This is a genomic window from Nocardia aobensis NBRC 100429 (assembly GCF_000308375.1).
GTDB classification, from domain to species: Bacteria; Actinomycetota; Actinomycetes; order Mycobacteriales; family Mycobacteriaceae; genus Nocardia; species Nocardia aobensis.
This window is the reverse complement of the sequence record NZ_BAFQ01000124.1, coordinates 1-16917: the sequence shown is the minus strand read 5'-3', so window position 1 is coordinate 16917 and position 16917 is coordinate 1. Positions and strand designations below refer to the sequence as shown.

At 64.8% G+C, this 16917-nt stretch carries 13 protein-coding genes and 4 tRNA genes; 9 read left to right on the top strand and 8 right to left on the bottom strand.

Annotated features, from left to right (window positions below):
• Positions 1 to 115: 115 nt before the first annotated feature.
• Entirely contained in the window at positions 116 to 883 is a 768-nt protein-coding gene (locus tag RJ03_RS15725; protein WP_036502977.1) for an ArsR/SmtB family transcription factor, read from the top strand.
• Between the two features lie 12 nt (positions 884 to 895).
• Here RJ03_RS15725 and RJ03_RS15720 read toward each other — a convergent pair whose 3' ends face one another.
• From RJ03_RS15720 to RJ03_RS15705, 4 genes are all read right to left on the bottom strand, one after another.
• Entirely contained in the window at positions 896 to 1354 is a 459-nt protein-coding gene (locus tag RJ03_RS15720; protein ID WP_036502976.1) for an SRPBCC family protein, read from the bottom strand.
• Positions 1355 to 1479: 125 nt separating this feature from the next.
• A tRNA-Val gene (locus tag RJ03_RS15715) sits at positions 1480 to 1554 on the bottom strand.
• A gap of 17 nt (positions 1555 to 1571) precedes the next feature.
• Positions 1572 to 1642, bottom strand: a tRNA-Cys gene (locus RJ03_RS15710).
• A gap of 23 nt (positions 1643 to 1665) precedes the next feature.
• Positions 1666 to 1738 (bottom strand) — tRNA-Gly (locus RJ03_RS15705).
• 639 nt (positions 1739 to 2377) lie between these two features.
• Here RJ03_RS15705 and RJ03_RS15700 point away from each other — a divergent pair.
• A tRNA-Val gene (locus RJ03_RS15700) sits at positions 2378 to 2449 on the top strand.
• A gap of 1009 nt (positions 2450 to 3458) precedes the next feature.
• Here the strand turns inward: RJ03_RS15700 and RJ03_RS35040 are convergent.
• Complete coding sequence (locus RJ03_RS35040) at positions 3459 to 4055, bottom strand: SMI1/KNR4 family protein (protein WP_051024729.1); 597 nt, start codon at positions 4053 to 4055, stop codon at positions 3459 to 3461.
• Positions 4052 to 5377 carry a hypothetical protein gene (locus RJ03_RS36705; RefSeq protein ID WP_157163432.1) on the bottom strand — a complete coding sequence of 442 codons (1326 nt, stop codon included), beginning with the start codon at positions 5375 to 5377 and terminating at the stop codon, positions 4052 to 4054. The genes RJ03_RS35040 and RJ03_RS36705 overlap by 4 nt, the downstream gene beginning before the upstream one ends.
• 241 nt (positions 5378 to 5618) lie before the next feature.
• Here RJ03_RS36705 and RJ03_RS38120 point away from each other — a divergent pair, with 241 nt between their 5' ends.
• Complete coding sequence (locus RJ03_RS38120) at positions 5619 to 6263, top strand: hypothetical protein (protein ID WP_218000972.1); 645 nt, start codon at positions 5619 to 5621, stop codon at positions 6261 to 6263.
• A gap of 144 nt (positions 6264 to 6407) precedes the next feature.
• Here RJ03_RS38120 and RJ03_RS15680 read toward each other — a convergent pair whose 3' ends face one another.
• Together RJ03_RS15680 and RJ03_RS15670 are read right to left on the bottom strand one after the other, a co-directional pair.
• A complete protein-coding gene (locus RJ03_RS15680) occupies positions 6408 to 6947 on the bottom strand; it encodes a hypothetical protein (RefSeq protein ID WP_157163431.1) in 540 nt (179 codons plus the stop codon).
• A gap of 1696 nt (positions 6948 to 8643) precedes the next feature.
• Positions 8644 to 9000, bottom strand: a complete 357-nt coding sequence (locus RJ03_RS15670; protein ID WP_036502965.1) for a hypothetical protein — start codon at positions 8998 to 9000, stop codon at positions 8644 to 8646.
• Positions 9001 to 9316: 316 nt separating this feature from the next.
• Here RJ03_RS15670 and RJ03_RS15665 point away from each other — a divergent pair, with 316 nt between their 5' ends.
• From RJ03_RS15665 to RJ03_RS15635, 6 genes are all read left to right on the top strand, one after another.
• Positions 9317 to 9784 carry a DUF6283 family protein gene (locus RJ03_RS15665; RefSeq protein WP_245552297.1) on the top strand — a complete coding sequence of 156 codons (468 nt, stop codon included), beginning with the start codon at positions 9317 to 9319 and terminating at the stop codon, positions 9782 to 9784.
• Positions 9785 to 11290: 1506 nt separating this feature from the next.
• A complete protein-coding gene (locus RJ03_RS15655; protein ID WP_157163430.1) occupies positions 11291 to 11455 on the top strand; it encodes a hypothetical protein in 165 nt (54 codons plus the stop codon).
• Positions 11456 to 12035: 580 nt separating this feature from the next.
• Positions 12036 to 12254 (top strand): helix-turn-helix domain-containing protein, encoded by a 219-nt coding sequence (locus RJ03_RS38415; protein ID WP_245552296.1) that lies wholly within the window; start codon positions 12036 to 12038, stop codon positions 12252 to 12254.
• A gap of 654 nt (positions 12255 to 12908) precedes the next feature.
• Complete coding sequence (locus RJ03_RS15645) at positions 12909 to 13691, top strand: sigma-70 RNA polymerase sigma factor region 4 domain-containing protein (RefSeq protein WP_157163429.1); 783 nt, start codon at positions 12909 to 12911, stop codon at positions 13689 to 13691.
• Positions 13688 to 14014 (top strand): hypothetical protein, encoded by a 327-nt coding sequence (locus tag RJ03_RS15640; protein WP_157163428.1) that lies wholly within the window; start codon positions 13688 to 13690, stop codon positions 14012 to 14014. Before RJ03_RS15645 ends, RJ03_RS15640 begins: the two co-directional genes overlap by 4 nt.
• A gap of 365 nt (positions 14015 to 14379) precedes the next feature.
• Positions 14380 to 15093 (top strand): hypothetical protein, encoded by a 714-nt coding sequence (locus tag RJ03_RS15635; RefSeq protein WP_218000971.1) that lies wholly within the window; start codon positions 14380 to 14382, stop codon positions 15091 to 15093.
• Positions 15094 to 16917: the final 1824 nt, after the last annotated feature.

The window sequence follows — 16917 nt, the reverse complement described above, 5'->3', positions numbered from 1 at the left end:
CAATGTCGGCCGAACCGGGACCATAGTCAAGGTTGTGAGGCGGCTTCCGGCGTGGGCACGGGCGGACGGCGACAATTCGGTGCGGACCGAAGTGTTGTCACGGCAGACTCGGGTCATGACCGATCGCCGACCTCTCTACGGGTATGCCGATATCGCCGCCGTCGGCGCGCTGCTGGCCGACGCCACCCGGGCGCGCATGATGATCGGCCTGGCGGACGGTCGCGCGCTGCCCGCGTCGGTACTGGCCGCGGAATCCGGCGTCGCGGCGTCCACGGCCAGTGAGCACCTGGCCCGGTTGGTGGAGGGCGGGCTGCTCACCGTCGAGCGATCCGGCCGGCACCGGTACTACCGCATCGCGAATTCCCGGGTCGGCGCCGCGATCGAAGCGCTGGCCGTGCTGGCGCCGACGCGGCCCGTGCGCTCCCTGCGGGAATCCACCCGCGCGGCAGCGCTGCGCCGGGCCCGCAGCTGCTACGACCACCTGGCCGGGCAACTGGGTGTCGCGGTCACCGAGGCGCTGCTCGACCGGCAGGCTTTGACCCGGATCGACGGTGTCGCGGGAACCGCACGCGCACAGGGAGATCCGATCTCGGCGCCGATGACCGACCACCCGTACCGCCTGGGCCCGAATGCCGAACCCCTGTTCGCCGAGCTGGGCGTGGATCTGGACGCCGCCCGCGGCCGGCGCCGCCCGCTGCTGCGTTTCTGCGTCGACTGGAGCGAGCAACGCCATCATCTGAGCGGCGCGCTCGGCGCCGCGGTCCTGACCCGCATGGAAACCGCGGGCTGGGTGGAACGGCCCGGCGCCCGCCGCACGCTGCGGTTGACCGACAACGGAGCGCGGGTGCTGGAACGGGTGCTGGGTGTCGAACTCGCCCGCTAGCCCGGGCCGGCTTCAGCCGTGCTCGACCGCGATCTTCATCCGGTTGAGCGTGGTGGCCATGTCGTTGTGGTTGCGCCGTCCGCGCGCCCACCCGAGCGCTGTCCAGTACAGCCGCAACGGCGCGATCGCCGCCAATTCGAACGATTCGGTGACATCGGTGCCACCGTCGCGCGGTTCGAGCCGGTAACTCCACCTGTTGATACTCATCCCCCCGGGGCCGAGGACGGTGAAGGCGAATTCGCGTTCGGGCTCACACACCTCGACCCGGCAGGTGGTCCAGTACACCGGCCCTATCTGGTTGCGCCGCACATGCCCCCGGAACTTCGCCCCCACCGCGGGACCCGTTGCCCCGCCGACCCATTCGGCTTCGAACGTCTCCGGACTGAACTCGCCGATCCGGGTGACATCACTGACCAGCGCCCACACCTGCGCCGGCGACGCGGCCATGTGAACGGTTACCGAATCGCGCACGACATCTCTCCTTGCCGCTCGGCTCGTTGTTCGACCGTATCCCAGTCGAAGGGACAGCGGACGCATTCTCCCTGGTCCGGATACAAGAAAGCCCCGGTCGAAACCGGGGCTGACCTGTTCTTCGTTGGTGCGCGATACTGGGATTGAACCAGTGACCTCTTCCGTGTCAGGGAAGCGCTCTCCCGCTGAGCTAATCGCGCGTGGTTCGCCTACTAAGAGGCGGCGACGGGAATCGAACCCGTGTGCACGGCTTTGCAGGCCGTTGCCTCACCACTCGGCCACACCGCCAACCAAGGCCGGGTTGGCCTTCGAGCGGATGACGGGATTCGAACCCGCGACCCTCACCTTGGCAAGGTGATGCGCTACCAACTGCGCTACATCCGCATGCTGCGTCTCCGGGGCTTTTCGGCCCCTTCCGGCTGCGAGAGAGAACATTAGCCCACAACCCGCGCGCTCAACAAATCGCCTGGTAGATCGGGGTAAAAGTGAATAACACGGGTGTGTTTTTCCGGGGGTGTGAGTGCGCCCCATCGGGTGACGCCAGTGTGGTGGACCGAGGGCGCGGTGTCCTTCCGGCGCCGTCGTCCCCCGCCCCGAAGGGGCATCCGTTCGGTGCGGCGACTGCGGCCGCGGAGCCCAGTCGGCGCCCGCCGCGCTGCGGTAGAAGCGGAGCGTGGGTGGTACTGGACCGGGTGCTGGGTGTCGAGCTCGCCGGCTGGCCCGGACCGGCGACGGGTAGTCCGGTCGGCCTTCTCCCTGCGACCCTCTCTGCGACGCAGGCAACCGCAACTGCGTCTCCGTCGGACGCGGCCCCGCCCGATGTCTCGCGATGCTTCACGTCGATACCCGGGGCCGACCGCGCGACGATCCGGCTCACACGAGACCTTCTGCGCCCGTTCACGTTCCGTCCATCGCCGGCCGACTGAAACATCCAGGTCAGGCCCCGATTTGGTGTGACCCCAGGGATGCGTGTTAAGGTTCCTTCTCGTTCGGAACGGCACTCCAGCCGCCCCGAAATATCCCGGTCCCATAGCTCAGCGGGAGAGCGCTCGCCTCACACGCGAGAGGTCGCTGGTTCGAAACCAGCTGGGACCACTTTGTTTGTGCAGTTCAGCGCGTTTTTCTGTACTTCGTCCCTGTTTTGTGCAACATGCGTGCAATAGGACCGGGTCGCACGCCGCTATCCCTCTCCGACCAGGGTCGGAGGGGATTTTTCGTTCCGGAAGGTGGCCACGGCTGACTGCCAGTGTGCCAAGAATGGTGCCATCGCTCCGAGAACGATGATCGACCACACAAGCAGGACTGGTCCACCGACCGGTGGCTCTCCGACGCTGCCTCGCTGATCGCCTTGCCGATTGCATCACCATCGAACACCGACGTTCGATCACCACTCGTCTCTATCCTGACCGGACAGATGTCGGCGTCTCTCTCCGGGGCGTGTGTGGGTCCTGGCCTAAAGAACCTCGGTACCGTGGTCGACAGCCGGACGGGCGTCGACGTTCCGCTCGCGGGAGGCTGAGCGTGATTCCCCCTGCTGCGCTCGCTGGCGAGGGAGTGTGGGGTACCCAGTCGGTGTTGTCCGGCCTACGCTGAAAGCAGTGAGCGCGTGCTGTTCGAGTGGCGAACCTGATCCATCCCCGACTCCGTGGTGTGCGATGACGGAAAATCCTGAAGACCGCGAGGCAGAACGAGCAGAACCAGCGGCGTTGGAGTCTGAGGGCCGCGGTAGCCTTCCTCCTGGCTTTCCTCCCGGCATCCCCCCAGTGCAGAGGAGGAAACCGCCTGACTGGAAGCCGCCAGAAGGTTGGCCCGATCCGACCAGGGACCACCGTCCCCCGTCCCAGCGGGAGGACCGCTGGGGCGAGAGGAACGAGGGCAGCGAGTAGGGCTCACCCATCGATGCCGGACTTCGGGCGGCTGTGCATCGGATGCCTCACCCAGCGGTTGGATCTGTTGTCGGCGTCCGGACAGCCCCGGGCCGCACCCCATTTGTCGCTTCGAGCGATCACTCGCCGAGAGGCGCTTGTTGGACGTCGGCTCACCAACACCAATCGCCGCCAGATAGCACCTGGCGGCGTTCTGGTTTGTCCCTGTCAGGACAGGGTCAGGAGACCGCGGCGTTGATGCGGTTGGTGACCGCGCCGGTGAAGTCGGTGGGGTCGTAGGTTTCGGCGAACGGTGTTCCGCGGTCGGGCAGGACGGCGTCGAGGCTCCACAGGGGGATCGGTGCGGCGCGGCCGCGCATCCAGTCGAGCAGGTATTCGGTGACGGTGCCGGGGTAGAAGCCCCAGTCGAGTTTGTCGAGGTCGGTGAACACCAGCGTCCACCGGGCCGGGTCGGGGTCGTGGGCGTCCCACAGGCAGTAGTCGCCGCCGAAGGAGCCACCCCACTGGATCAACGTCGCCGGATCGACCGACACCCCTACCGGCACTTCGGTCGGTGGTTCGCCGAATTCGGTGTCTGCGAGGGGTTCTCGCGTGGCGAGGGTGACCTCGGCCAGATCCAGCCACGACTCGTCGGAGGGCCGGAACAGGCGCAGCGCGTTGCAAAACCGCACATCCCCGTACACCCCGAGCAGGGCCTTGAAATCGTCCGGGAGCGCGGTCACGCCGAGCCGCTGCTCCACTGGGGTCCAGTCGAAGGAGCCGCCGGCACCGGCCGGGGGCGGAAGCAGCGTGGTGAGCTCGTCGAGTGCGGTCATCGGTGCCGGTCTGTCCTTTCGCTGGCGTTCAGAAGTTCTGGACGTAGGTGGGTGGCAGGTTCCAGCCCTGGTCGCCCCATGCTTGAAGAAGGTAGTAGTCGGGGATGACTTTGTCGTCGGTGTAGATCGGCACCTTCAGGTAGGTGACGTTCTGCGCCGGCACCCCGGCCACCTGGCCTTGGACGACCTGGCCGAGGCTCGTACACGCGCATCGCGCCGGTGTTCGTCGCGCCCAGTTCCGGGGCGAGGAACTGCGGCACGTTGCCGGGGCCGCCGTATTGGTTGGGCCACAAATGCCCGCGCTGATAGGCACCGGTCGCGCCGGGCACGTTAATGGTCGGCACCCCGGTGCGGGGACTCTTGGCACCAGCGGCATCGAGGTAGCCGTAGGAGCCGGTCGGGCGGCCCAGCGGATCCAGCGGGCCCGCCACGGCGCGGGTGTTGCCGGGTCCGGCGTAGAGGGCGGGCCCGGAGTTGCTGATCGCACCAGTGCCCGTCAGGTCCGGCAGCCGGTAGATCTGCCCGTTGCCCGAATTCGAGGGCGCCGGTACGGCTTTGGCGACGTCGAGTAGGCGGGGTGCGGAGGCGAAGAATTCCTGTTGGGTGCCGGTCATGCCGGGCTGGCCGGGCGGGGTGTTGAGTCCTGGTGCCTGCATCGGTTCCGTCGGGGCCGGGGTGAAACGCGGATTCGAGGCCACGCTACCGGGCAACGGTGACGGCGCCTTCAAACTCGCCCCCGCCGCGGTGGCCGGGTTGTAGGCGGTGCCAGGCTGGATCGTGGGCGGCGACAGGATCCGCGACGGCCGCACCGGGATCGGCAACGGCTGTCCCACCACCGGCGCCGCGGGCGCGGACGGCGAGGCCTTCAGCCCCGGCGCACCCCCACCCGGCGGCAACACCGGAGGAGCCGGAACCTTCGACGCCGGAGCAGGAGCCGGCCCAGGTGCCGGGGCGGGCGCGGGTGAGCCCGGCGGCGGCGTGGGGGCCGGGTTGGGTGTGTTCGGCGGCGGTGCGCCACCCACTTGGGGTACGTCGTGGCCTTGTGAACGGCATTGCTGGGCTTGAGTTTCCAGCTGCGCGGCTTCGGCGTTGCCGCGGTCGGCCTCGGCGTTGTATGCCGCGACCGCGGCCTGATCGTTCGGATTGGGCGGGTTGGCGTTGTGGACCGCCGCCGCCTGATTGTGCGCCTCGATCTGAGCGGCCAGCGCGTCGCAGTCGACCGGATCCCCGACCGCCGACGGCGCCAGCAGCCCGGCCACGGCTGCCGCCCAGACGAGCACGATGATGAACGCGCGCGCGAAACGCACAGAGAGTAAAGACATTTGGATCCCCCCAAATTCCCCCCGAACTTCGTGGCGCCAGCCAAACACACGAGAGCACAACCGGTCAAGATCTGCACCGAATCGTTACCCGCCGCATTCCCGCGCCGGTCCGAGGCCGATCACCGTGTCAGTGTTCGCATCAGCGCGCCGTCCGTGTGCTGTCAGCCGGGCCGGACAGAGTAGGCCCATCGAACACGGCAACCCCGACCACCGGAGGGAACCGGGACTGCCACAACGGATTTTGAAGGAGCCCACCATCTCCGCCACCCTCGCCCTGACCGCCGCCGACCAGCTCACCATCCGCACCGCCGCCTACGGTGCGGTCTCCCTGCTGGCCGCCGGATCGAGCAAGCCTCACAAGGCAGCCACCGCGGGATCGAGGGCGCTGCTGTCGGCGACCGGCACGGTCGGACACGTCCTCGCGGCAAAGTCCAAGGACATCACACTGGCTGGGAAGTCGGTCGCCGAACTCGCCGACCAGGTCCTGCCCGCCCTGGCGGCCGCGGTGGCCCTGCTCGAACAGTCCGATCCCGCCGAGGCCGACAACTTCCGCACCACTGTGCAGGTCGCGAGAGGCCGCCACCGCCGACGTCCGCCCTGGCCCGGTCACCACCGAGATGATCCGAAGACATCGGATGTCCAAACGGTTCACTCCCGGGTACTGTTGAGGATCTCGTCTGTTTCCGCGAGTGGTGCACAGACGGGGGAGATCCGCGCTCTAAATCTGTGCCAGTGCAGGTTCGAGCGAAAAGGTTGGTTAGCGGAGCGCCTGTGCGCGAAACCACCTACAGCATCCGTCCTGAGATCCGATCGTATTTACAGACGTCCGGCTCCTAGGCAGACCGTGTATTTTCATCTCAACATGTTTCGCTTGCGGCAGCATTAGGCCGCCCGAAGAGCTTAGAAATGCATACAATATTCTCATTCAATTCTTTGGCGACCCACGCTGGTCCTGAAATCTTTGTCACGTTCAGCTAAAATCTTGTGGGCCAGGCTGTTTCATTCGGCCGCAGTCCGGCGCGATGTGACGTTAGCGCGTGGCTTTCTCTATCGGGTCGGGAGAGGGCTCGTGGATGTCGCCGTCGTCGCCCCAATCGCGGCAGTACGGACACCACGGTCGCAGGCGGTGGTGCAACCAGATCGAATACAGGTAGCACAGAGACAACGCATCAACCGATAGGTTCAGCAGCCGCGGCCAACCGAGCCGGAACCGTCCATAGCTGAACACAGCGGCTGCGGACAGGATCAAGATGCCTCGCAGGTTCTGCATCCGATGGTTCAGCCACAGCACCGGTTTTCGCTGCTCCGCCCGTTCGCCGGCGTTGTCGGGTACTTCCTGCATGCATCGGACGCACAGGCGTGTCGTGTTGTTGTGCAGGATTCCGATGAGAACGAAGACCCACATTGCGCTCTGGACAAGGCCGGTGATCCACCAGTCATAGCCGAGGTAGAACGGGATCTGCATGAGGACCGCGATCCCGATGGCCCACAACATGAAATGAGCGGCCCGTGTCAGCGATCGCTGGATGAACTTGTCGTCGTTGTTAAACGCGTCGTCGAGCGTCGCCATCGTTGCCCTCCGTCCGTCGTGCGTGTCTGCTGACTCCTGCGCCCGGGGCATACAGAACGGGCTGACAGAGCGATCGAACTGTACGCGGTAGGGCCGACAGCAACGAAGGTCGAAACGAATCCGAGGTCGTGGTGGGCGCCGGACGCCGTGGGACGCGGTGAGGTCTTTTGCGGCGCTTTCGGTGTCCCGTCGATGGCCGCATGGGTGTTCCGCGTTTGTAGAGTGCGTCTTCGATTGTGCTGGCGAGTGTTCGGACGACTACTGCTGCATGGGGCGACGGAGTGGCCGGGGAGATACAGCCTTTCGAAGTGGTCGTCATCGGTGCACGCGAGGCGGCCGACGGGCGAGGCCTTCTATGGTGATCAGCTTCGGGCGGAGCGTTTCCGGCATATCGTACCAGTCGGCGAGTTCGAGGGCGGTGGTTGCCGTCCCGATAGGTCTCCGACGAGTTCGTCGATGGTGTGGTTGGCGAGCCGGCGTCGGATGTTCCGGACTGGCTTCGGCTGTACTGTGTGGCTGATTTTCGCCACTATCACCTCGCTTCGAGGCTCTTGGATCGCGGTGAGGTTTCGAGTTTCTGCAGGCCCCTCAAGGGCTTGGCTTCTTACGTGGCTCGGTCCGCTACTGCACCCGCCAAGATGCAGTACGGCGGTGATCCACAAGTAAAGCGTCGAGACCTCCTTCATCACGATGGACGGACAGGACCTGTACTGCGTGCTGGATGGTCGCGTTCGTCTAGAGGGTCTATCCGCTCGAGAAAGGCGGCATGTCAACGAAATTGGGAGGGCTACTGCCCGGTGGCTGTGGACGGGATCATCCGTCGAATGGAGTTGCGCCGGATGGTGGAGGTGTGGTGGAGGGCAATCGGCGTTCAGCTGACACTCGAACTAGTGTTGTGTGAGTTTCTGTGAGGAGTCCGCAGTGCCGCATGTATTCACCTTTGCGCGTGAGCCGAGGCAGACTGTCGTGTTGCCTGACGTGCGGTGCGATGATTGCGGTCGCTGCCAAGTGCTGGGTCTGGACACTGGAATGGTGACGTGCACGACGGCGGGATGTCATCGGTGTGGGGTGAGCGTTGCGTTGTGGCAGAGGCTCGATGAGGCGGGAGTCGATCACAACCCTGCCGGCCAGGTCCGGCCAGTCCGCCAAAAGCGGCCCGTTCCGTGGATCACACCGGTAACTATCGACTCGGATGGCGGGTTGCGGCCGCACTGGCGGATGATCCATCGGGGTCGACTTGCCAACGCCCAACAGCGGTGGATGTGTCAGCACTGCGGCTTGCCAGCAGATGCCGCAGCCGCGGTGGTGTTCGTTGATGATGCGGGGTGGTGTCTGACGCCGGCGCCGTTGCACCGCGCCTGTGCGCAGGACTCGGCACTCGCGTGCCCGCACCTTGCTTTGGGGGTGGCGATCGGTGTCGTGGTCGCAGCCGATGAGGTGAGCCGCCATGGCGAGGTAGTCCCGGAGATAGGGCTCACCCAGGACTGGCGCTTATCTGCTGCGCTGTTCTGATCGAAAAGACAGGCCACGCTACACGGTGTCGTGGTCGAGATGGTCGTTACGGATCGGTGCAACCCACTCGTAGCTGCTGGGTGCAGCGCACAGCGTGTAGTGGTCCCCGCCGCGAGCGTGCCGGATATGGCTCGGGAGGGGAGAAGCGGCTGCGCGAAATGTGAGCAAGCGCCGCGCCGAGGCGTCAACCGGGAAACGTGGTCGCGTGTTTGATGCCGGTTGCGTCGGCTAGCCTGCGGAGATATTCGGGGGTGGGTGAGATCCAGGCGCTTGGCAGTGTTGGGTAGAACTGTCGGGCCGTGCCGTCGAGGACAGTTTCACCACAGATGGTGACTTGGTGGAGGAATCCGAGAATGGTGGCGGAGAGGTCCAGCCATCCGGCGATGGTTGCGGTGCGCGCCTGGAAACCCTGCTCTTGCAAAGATTTTGTGACCCGCGGTGCAGTATGGAGGCAGTCGCCATCTGAGGGGGCGTTGAGGGCGAAGGACGTGAGAATGGCTTCGAGCCTCGGATCGATCGTGTGGTGGCGCAGGTCGGTCATGCGACGCACGGGGGGTTCGCGGTGGGACAGACCGCGCCGTGGGCGAGTCTTGGCTCTGGTGTCTGCATAAGATCAAGCCTCCCGGTCAGTGTGCAGAGTTTTTGTCGGCTCGCGGAGCGGTGGCCGCCAGAGTTGATCTCGGTCAGTGGTTTCAAGTCTGGAGAGAGCCGTTGCAGCCGTCGTCCGCGGGTGCTTTCGTTGGCTCTTCGGCCGTGAGCCCCGCAGCTTGGGCATCATGGTCGCCGGCTGGCTTGCGCGAGGTGAGATATACCAGGTCGGCCGATGGCACAATCTGTGGCGGAAGGAGTTGCGGCTGGTGAATGATCGAGACGCACCGGACGGCGTGGATGTGCCCGGTGTTGAGGTGATGGGCCCGCCGGCTCCGCGTCCGTGCAGCTCGTGTCCTTACCGGCGTGATGTGCCCAGCGGGGTCTGGCATGCCGATGAGTATGACAAACTGCGCGAGTATGACTCGGTGATGTCCGAGCAACCCCCGGCGCTGTTTCAATGCCACCAAACCGACGCTGACAGCGATCTGCGTCGCTTATGCGCCGGCTGGCCGGGATGTCACGGTGACAACCTTCTCGCGCTTCGTCTGGCCCTGATTCAAAGACGAATCAGCCCAGCGACATTCGAGGCCACCATCGGCTATCACTCACCCACACCGCTGTTCGGATCCGGCACCGCGGCCGCCGAACACGGACGCCGCGACATCGACACTCCCGGCCCTTCCGCGATCGGCGCGATCGCCAAGATCATCCGACGTCGCCCCGATCTGCACTAACCACGCAACCGTGGTCGCCCCGGAGTGAAAGCTGCGAGAGGCTGCTGACGCGCTAGCAGACAAGAGATTTGAGGCAGGACGAGACACAGGGATCGCCTGTCGCATGGCCTGCGACACCGCTTCCGGCGCTGCGGCGACGCCTCGTTGGGCAGTTGCGGCCGTATGATGCGATGCCGGAGCTCGCAGCTTCGAGCGCGGCCTTGAGCGCGGCGAGGTCGCTGACGGCGAGAATGACGTTCGCCGAGCAGGTGCCAGAGTTGGCCAGGCGGCACGCGCGGCGCACCACGGGTGGTGCAGCGGCTCGTGTGCACTGTGGCACTGGCGTTGGGTGGTCGCCCCGGTGCCGCCGGTTCACCCGGCGTCTGGGCCGCCGCGGTAAGCCGAATGACACTGTTGCGGCAGATCAGAGCGCTACCCGATCCGGCTATGCCAGTCCCGACGGTGCTCGGTGTCGACGGCTTCGCGCTGCGCCGTGGCCACCACTACGGCACGATCCGACAGCCCGGAGTTCGGCTGAAGTGAAGGAATTTCAGTGGGAGCTCAAAAGGCGGAGGCCTTCTGAGGTGAGGATAGTGCTCGAGTTCGCGGCAATCAGGAGCGTGGAGGAGTTGGTTGCGGCTCTTTCGCGGAGGCTGGTCTCGGGGAGGGGTGATCTGACGGTCGTTGACCACACGGGTGTCGTTCTGTCGAGCAGGAGTGCGTTTGTCCGTGGTCTGCGATAGTCCAGGATCTGATCTCGTCTCCGTAGCTGCCGAACTCGTCATCGGCGGTGCCGGTGGTGTATGCATCGAGCGGTTCGCCATCGGCTCGAATGTCGCTGCGGTCGACCTCCACCGGCTCATAGTCTGAGGCCTGGAGCACCGGACACCATCGAAACGCGATCACCATGCACGAGTAGTGCATGGCCGAATCGCTGACGACCAACTCGCGCGCATCCAAGACCACCCAAGCGCGTTGAGGCAGCGGGTTGCCGCATACCTGGCAGCGCCATTCGGTCTGGCAGCGCAGAACGAACGGTGTGTCGAGTTCGCGCCATTGGACCTCACCGGAGCAGACCGAGGCGGTCCAGGGAATGGGCAACCCGTCCGAGCGCGGTCGGGGCAGACCGACAACCGTTGAGTCGTTCACGTCAACGAGTTCATCATGTTCGCGTTCGATGACCAAGACCGTTAGGTCCGGTGTTGTTCGGCGGCTGTGGCGAGGAGTTGGCGCGCGGCGGCTGCGTAGCGGATGGCCCCGCTCTGCTGGACTGGTCAGGGCGCTACGAGCGCCTGCGCGAAGTGCCGGCGATGAAATCGCTGTCACAAACGCGTTGCGGGGCAACAGACGTCGTCACACACTCACAGCTTTGCGGTCCTTGTTCGTCTATGCCATCTGCGTGGCGACGATTGCGGTGTGTTCGGTACCCGCGATACGCCGCCTGTCTAGGGCGTATCGTCAAGGGCGGAAGGAGTTTTCGTTGCTACATCGAAGGGCGGGGGCGTCATGAACCGTTGGATCAGGCCGGTGGGCCTTTCGTTCGGGCTCGCTGTCCTCGCCATTCTGTTCCTCATCGACAACTGGTCACCCCTGCGTGGTCTCCTCTACGTGCTCGGCTGGGGCGCCGTCACCGCGGCTGTGTTCTGGGTCGAATACAGCGATGGCCTGCGCAAGAGCCGAACCGATCGGTGACATTGCCCCGGCGTGCCAGCCCTTAGGCTGCCTGCTCCGATGGGGCTACTCGGTTGAATTCGTCTGACGACCAGGTGTTTCCGCAGTGTGCGCAGGTGACGCGAGCTTCTTCAGGATCGGAAGTCAGCGTCCGGCGTCCGCAGCCGTGACATGGGTCGCGAAGCCAGGTGACGACGCCGCTGACACCGAGAAGCCCGTTGGCTGCCCGGTCGAGGCGTTCCAGGCGGATCAGCGCGTCCGTGCCGGTGAGTGTGACTGTCGTCCGTTCAACGCTGTTGTCGTCGCGGATGGCGGTTGAGGGGAGCACGCGAAAGCCCGCGGGCGATGGTGGGCGGCGTCGACAGAACGCGAGTCATGGACATGATCCGCCGACGCCGACGCCGACACCGTGCGTCAAGGTCTCGACCGCGGGCCACCCACCTCGATCAAGAATATGCGAACAGTTCCCGCCGGCCTCGTCACGTGATCCGTGCCAACCTCCATCCCGCCTGGTCTACGGCGAGCCCTATCGTGATGCCGAGCAGCGCCGGGGGCGGCGGACAGGACCGGATACAGCAGTGCCCCGATGGTGGGCGCGTGGATGGCCACGATCGTGTCTCCTGTGGAATGGAACCTGGAAAGCCAGCGGACTCCAGCACATCTCGCCGCGCACGGGCTGATTATCCGCGCCGGCAAAATGTCGGGACTGTGGTCGACCAATTCGGCGACCAGCATCAAACTCTCCGACCTCGACGTCATCTGCACCGTGCTGGGCAGCGAGGTCGCGCGGGAACCCCTTCGAGCGAGAAATCGGCGTTGACGAGATTGGCGACGTCGAGCCGGACCTGCCGGTTCAGCGGCCGGGATTCGGAGGACAGGAAAGGTCGCCCCCGGTCCCACCATGGTTGTCGTTGTCTCGGTGCGCCAGGAAGACCCCCAACATCCAGACGGACAGGACTACCGCCATCACCGAGGCCGCCACGGCGGCCTTCTGTGCGAGATCACTCTTCCACCAGTGACTTTTGCCATCATCGTTCAATTTGAACTCCCACCCCATGATGCAGGTTCATCTCCGTGTCCAAGTGTTGCCAGCCGAATATAATTCTCCACCAGTACTTTTGAGTATCCGCGCGAGTGCCGACGTCGGCCGCTCTGGCCTCAGAAGCAATCGCCAAGGGGCGCGCCACCGACTCCGGCTCGATCACGTTCTGTGACTCGGTCGGGCGGGCGGGGCCTCGGGTAGCGGTGGAGAAGGGTGCGGGAGACGCCGAACGCGGGCCGCGACCGATTCGGTTTCTGCCCGCCGCCGAACTCGTATGAGCAGATGGCGGTTTCGACGAGGGGGAGGACAGCGACGCGACGCGGGGGTTTTGGACGTCACGGGCCTATAACGCTGATGACCGTGCGCACAGGCGCCGATCGATGGCTGGTCGTTGGTTTGGCACGAGGTTGTTGTGCGTGGAGGAGAACATGAATGGATACGTCGGACCGTGGTGCCCTGCCCGATGGCAGACGGTCATCATGTCCTGACCCCACGGTCTCCGGTCCGGTCGCGGAAGCTCTCGACGCGCTGGACCGGGCGCAGGCCGATCGCGAACTATTCGAGCTTGTTGCCGAGCACGGCGCAAGCGGGCCTGTGTGGGAAGAGCTCGTGACCGCCTTGTCCGCGTACGCGTGGAATGTCCTGGATCCGTGGATCTGCAGCAGCGACATCTACGCAAGAGTGGCCCGGAAGTTCGTCGGGCTGGACCTGTGGTCCATGGCCCAGCAGCGGCTCAGCACCGACACGTTCTGCCGTGAAGAGGTCATCGCTCAGACCATCGCCCGGACCGTCGAGAAACTGCGCAACGCGATCCGCGCCGGCAAGGGATGGGATCCGCGGAAGGGGCTGGCGCTGCGCTCGTACTTCATCAACGGATGTCTCAATGAGTTCGTCTACGTCGTACGCAAGGAGAACCAGTGGTGGACCACGCACCCGGGGGAGCCTACCAGCTCGGGCGAGTCGGCTGCGGCCGAACGTCTGCTGTGGGGATCTCGGCTCAACGTCGATCCCGCCGAGATCGTCACGAACCGGGTCGTACTGTTCCAGCATCTCGCCGGACTATCGGCAGAAGACCGAAACGTCTTGTGGGCATACATGATCGGCTACTCGTACGCCGAGATAGCGCACCTGTTCCGGAACACCACGCCGAAAACGATTGAGCGCCGACTGCACAAGATCCGCAAGCACGCTCGTCTATCCGTGAGGAACCGATGATGAACCGAGACGACAGAACCAATCCCGAAGCAGAGGAATTGGTTTCGCGGGTGCGTGCCCTGATCGAACGCTCGTCCCTGGGTGAAGAAGGCCCGCGCCGGCTGGGGGCACGGGCTCGGCACGATCAGCTTGACCGGATCCGCCAGCTGCTTCGTCGGCCCCAGGCCATCCCTGATCCCGCACTGGCCAAACCATTGGCTCACCGCATCTACACCCGCGCGCAGGGCTTGCCGCGGCGAACATCTGCGGTCCGCATCCTCGTGCCGGATCCGGCGATCCTCGTGCCGGATCCGGCGGTTCGCCCGGCCGCCCGGGTCGTGTAACTGGCCCCCCTTTGCACGACCACTCTCACCGAAACGATTCCCACACGATGATCAGGGTCGCCGACGGGCTACGCCGACTGGAATCCTGCTCTAGCTGAGGTCGACTACGTCAAAGTGGGGAGACCCCAGCAGCGTTACGAAATTCGGTAGGATGCAGCGTCCTCCCGCTTCGTTACTCTGAGCTGGGGTTTCTTCACTGCGAGGGGCGGCTTGGAGCCGTCCCGGAGTACTGATGTCCGTTAGAGGACAGGGCGTTTCATGCCCTCAGGGCCTCAGCCTGATGTCAAGACAGCCAGGTCGATCTCGGTTCCATCGACACATCCGGCATCGATACCGGCAGACTTCTGTTGATCTCGTTCGCCACCGTGTATGGCAACGACTGGTATCTGGCCCCGTTGGAGGTCCCCACAGGATCTCTCACCGTCCTGGACCGGATGCTGGTGCACGATGTCTTCGAGCGCAACCACCTCATCGAGCGTGCTGGCCGCGACGATCTGACCTGGTCGATGTTCACGCTATACAGCACTGATCCCGATCACCCGGCGGCCTCGGGCTTGCTGATGATGCCCGCTGCGCAACCCCACATCGGTCAGCCGCTGGAACACGTGGTCCTCGCCCGCGACGAGATGGCAAACCTCGCGTGGGCGGTACAGCACAGCTATACCGATGGCCGAGGGGAGCGCATCGACCGACACGACCACTGGCTTCATGTAGCACCACCACCGGCACCGGTCGGTGAACTCCCTGCCTACGGCGTGCAGACCGTCGTTCCCGACTACTGGTTTCCCCTCGTCCCGGAGATGGTACGTCCAGGAGCGATTCGATTCCGGCTGGCTGAACTGAACGCACCCGGCATCACCGCTCAACCCGAAGGACGCCTGATCTCCTCAGACCTGTGGCTCCACGAAGAAGAGGTGCCCCGTGACGGCGTCGTTGTGCTACGCAGACCAGTGTTGGCCTGCTGGTTCGACGGCTCATGGCACAGCTGGATCCGCAGACAGAAGGCACCCGGCACCGGCGAAAGTTCCAGCGGACTGGCCTTCGATATCGTCCGACCGAGCAGTCCATGGCCGCAATAACCAAACTTCCGCTACTTGCCGCCAGCGTGCTGCATCCGTGCGTGGCACCATCGAGCACCGGTGGCGGCTGCCGGTGAGCACGCGTCTCGATGCGGCAGATTTCCCTAAACCGTGTGTACGATGACATCTAAATATGTTGACTCTCAATCTATTTCAACGCTGGCGCGCCGGGCCTGGAAGCCGATACCTTGCATCCGAGGTAAACAACCTGCTCGTTCAAACCAACGTTGATGACGCTCCGCAATTACGGTCCAGCGCAGCGCACCGTGTCGCGCGCTCGGTTGTTTCGGTTCCCGGATCACGACCAGGCTGATCACCAGCGCGGCTCGCCGATCGCCAAGAAGTCCCACACCGCTGCCCAGAACGCCGCGGTGTCGGTGACCGACCATGTCCAAGCTGCTGGTATCCTGCTGGCTCTACACCTCTGCTGCGGTTGACGAAGTCGCGGAACCGAGCTATCGCGGAGCGCTCGACCGACGCGGTAGTCGGCGACCACGCGATTGTCAGGGGGGACAGGGCTCGTAGAACCGGCCGACCTGGCGGGCTGGAGGAACGGGGGAGTGGCGACCGCTGAGGCGGTAACGCAGGCGCTGTCGGGGACGACATGGAGTTGCTCCTTGATCATCACGCTGTGGGCGACGGCCCACGCCACGTAAATCCTGCCGGGACGGCCGGTCGGCGGAGCTGGTGTGGTCCCGCGTTGCCAACCAATGTTTCCTCGGCTGCAGCAGACCTGCCGCCCGCGCGATCCGCGGCGGGCAGCGCGTTCGTCAACATGAGCCGCCAAATCGGCCCCGGTAGTCGGAGTCAGCGTCAGCATTCCTGGTTGCCCTCCTCGGCACACCGATCAGCTAGGGCATGGCCCACAACGGTTTTCAGCACGCCTGGTGGCCCTCGTCGGCGCCGCAGCATTTGGCGTCGCCACCGCGCTGGGCGTGTACCCGGCGGCTGAACGCGATGCCGCGTACCCCGGGGTGAGGATGCGCTCCACCTCCGGGTACTGATGTAGTGATAGGAGGTGTTATGAACAGTGCGCAGCTGCGAGCGGCGTTGGCGGTGCTCGGCATCGATTCCGGCCACATCTCATCTCGAGCGGTGAACTCAGCGGATGTGGGTCTGCCGGATCGAGCGAGCGATGTTGGCGGGCCTGCTGTCGAGTTGCCGGAAATGCCCTACGTCAGGCCATTACCGAGAACGGGGAAGTATCGCGGATAGAAGCGCGCGGGGCGGCCGCTGTTCCGCGTGCTCCCTGGTTCGACGGTGAAGATCCGATCGAGCAAACGGTTTTCGAGGCGTTCTGGCTTGTCAGCCGTGTGAACCACATGCAGACCGAGTCCGCGAGGACCCGGCGAACACTGATATTGGAAGCGGCGCGCCGCGCCGCCGCGGCGACCAAAGATCTACTCCGGCTTTATTATTCCCTTTTGCGCAAGCGTCGGATCGAACCTGGTGATCGGGAATGGTCAGTCGTACTTCGTCATCTGGAACAGGCACGCACTGACGGCGAACGCGGCCTCTGCGGCCGACCCGGAGCCTGTCAGGCAATAACAGCACTGTGGATACCGCTGGAAGTGGGTTTCCTGGTCGAGAAGTCGACAGCGACCACGTCTTCGAGGTCATCGAGATCGAGTACGACGCACGGGCGCTCATCGCGCCGACTGGGCCACCCCTAGGGCTTGTATCGAAGTGACGTGAGGGTGGTGCCGCGTAGCGGCACCACCCTCACTCGGTAGCAGCGGAACATGTTGGCCGCGTTGGCATATGGGCGAGGTCTCCAGTAGATCGGTTTAACGACCAAGAAAAACCGGAGATCGACCGGAGACC

Bases quoted from the DNA above. Each gene is read 5' to 3' on its own strand.
- RJ03_RS15725 (WP_036502977.1), top strand. From the start codon at position 116: ATGACCGATCGCCGACCTCTCTACGGGTATGCCGATATCGCCGCCGTC.
- RJ03_RS35040 (WP_051024729.1), bottom strand. From the start codon at position 4,055: ATGACCGCACTCGACGAGCTCACCACGCTGCTTCCGCCCCCGGCCGGT.
- RJ03_RS36705 (WP_157163432.1), bottom strand. From the start codon at position 5,377: ATGTCTTTACTCTCTGTGCGTTTCGCGCGCGCGTTCATCATCGTGCTC.
- RJ03_RS15680 (WP_157163431.1), bottom strand. From the start codon at position 6,947: ATGGCGACGCTCGACGACGCGTTTAACAACGACGACAAGTTCATCCAG.
- RJ03_RS15670 (WP_036502965.1), bottom strand. From the start codon at position 9,000: ATGACCGACCTGCGCCACCACACGATCGATCCGAGGCTCGAAGCCATT.
- RJ03_RS38415 (WP_245552296.1), top strand. From the start codon at position 12,036: ATGGCCACGATCGTGTCTCCTGTGGAATGGAACCTGGAAAGCCAGCGG.
- RJ03_RS15645 (WP_157163429.1), top strand. From the start codon at position 12,909: ATGGATACGTCGGACCGTGGTGCCCTGCCCGATGGCAGACGGTCATCA.
- RJ03_RS15640 (WP_157163428.1), top strand. From the start codon at position 13,688: ATGATGAACCGAGACGACAGAACCAATCCCGAAGCAGAGGAATTGGTT.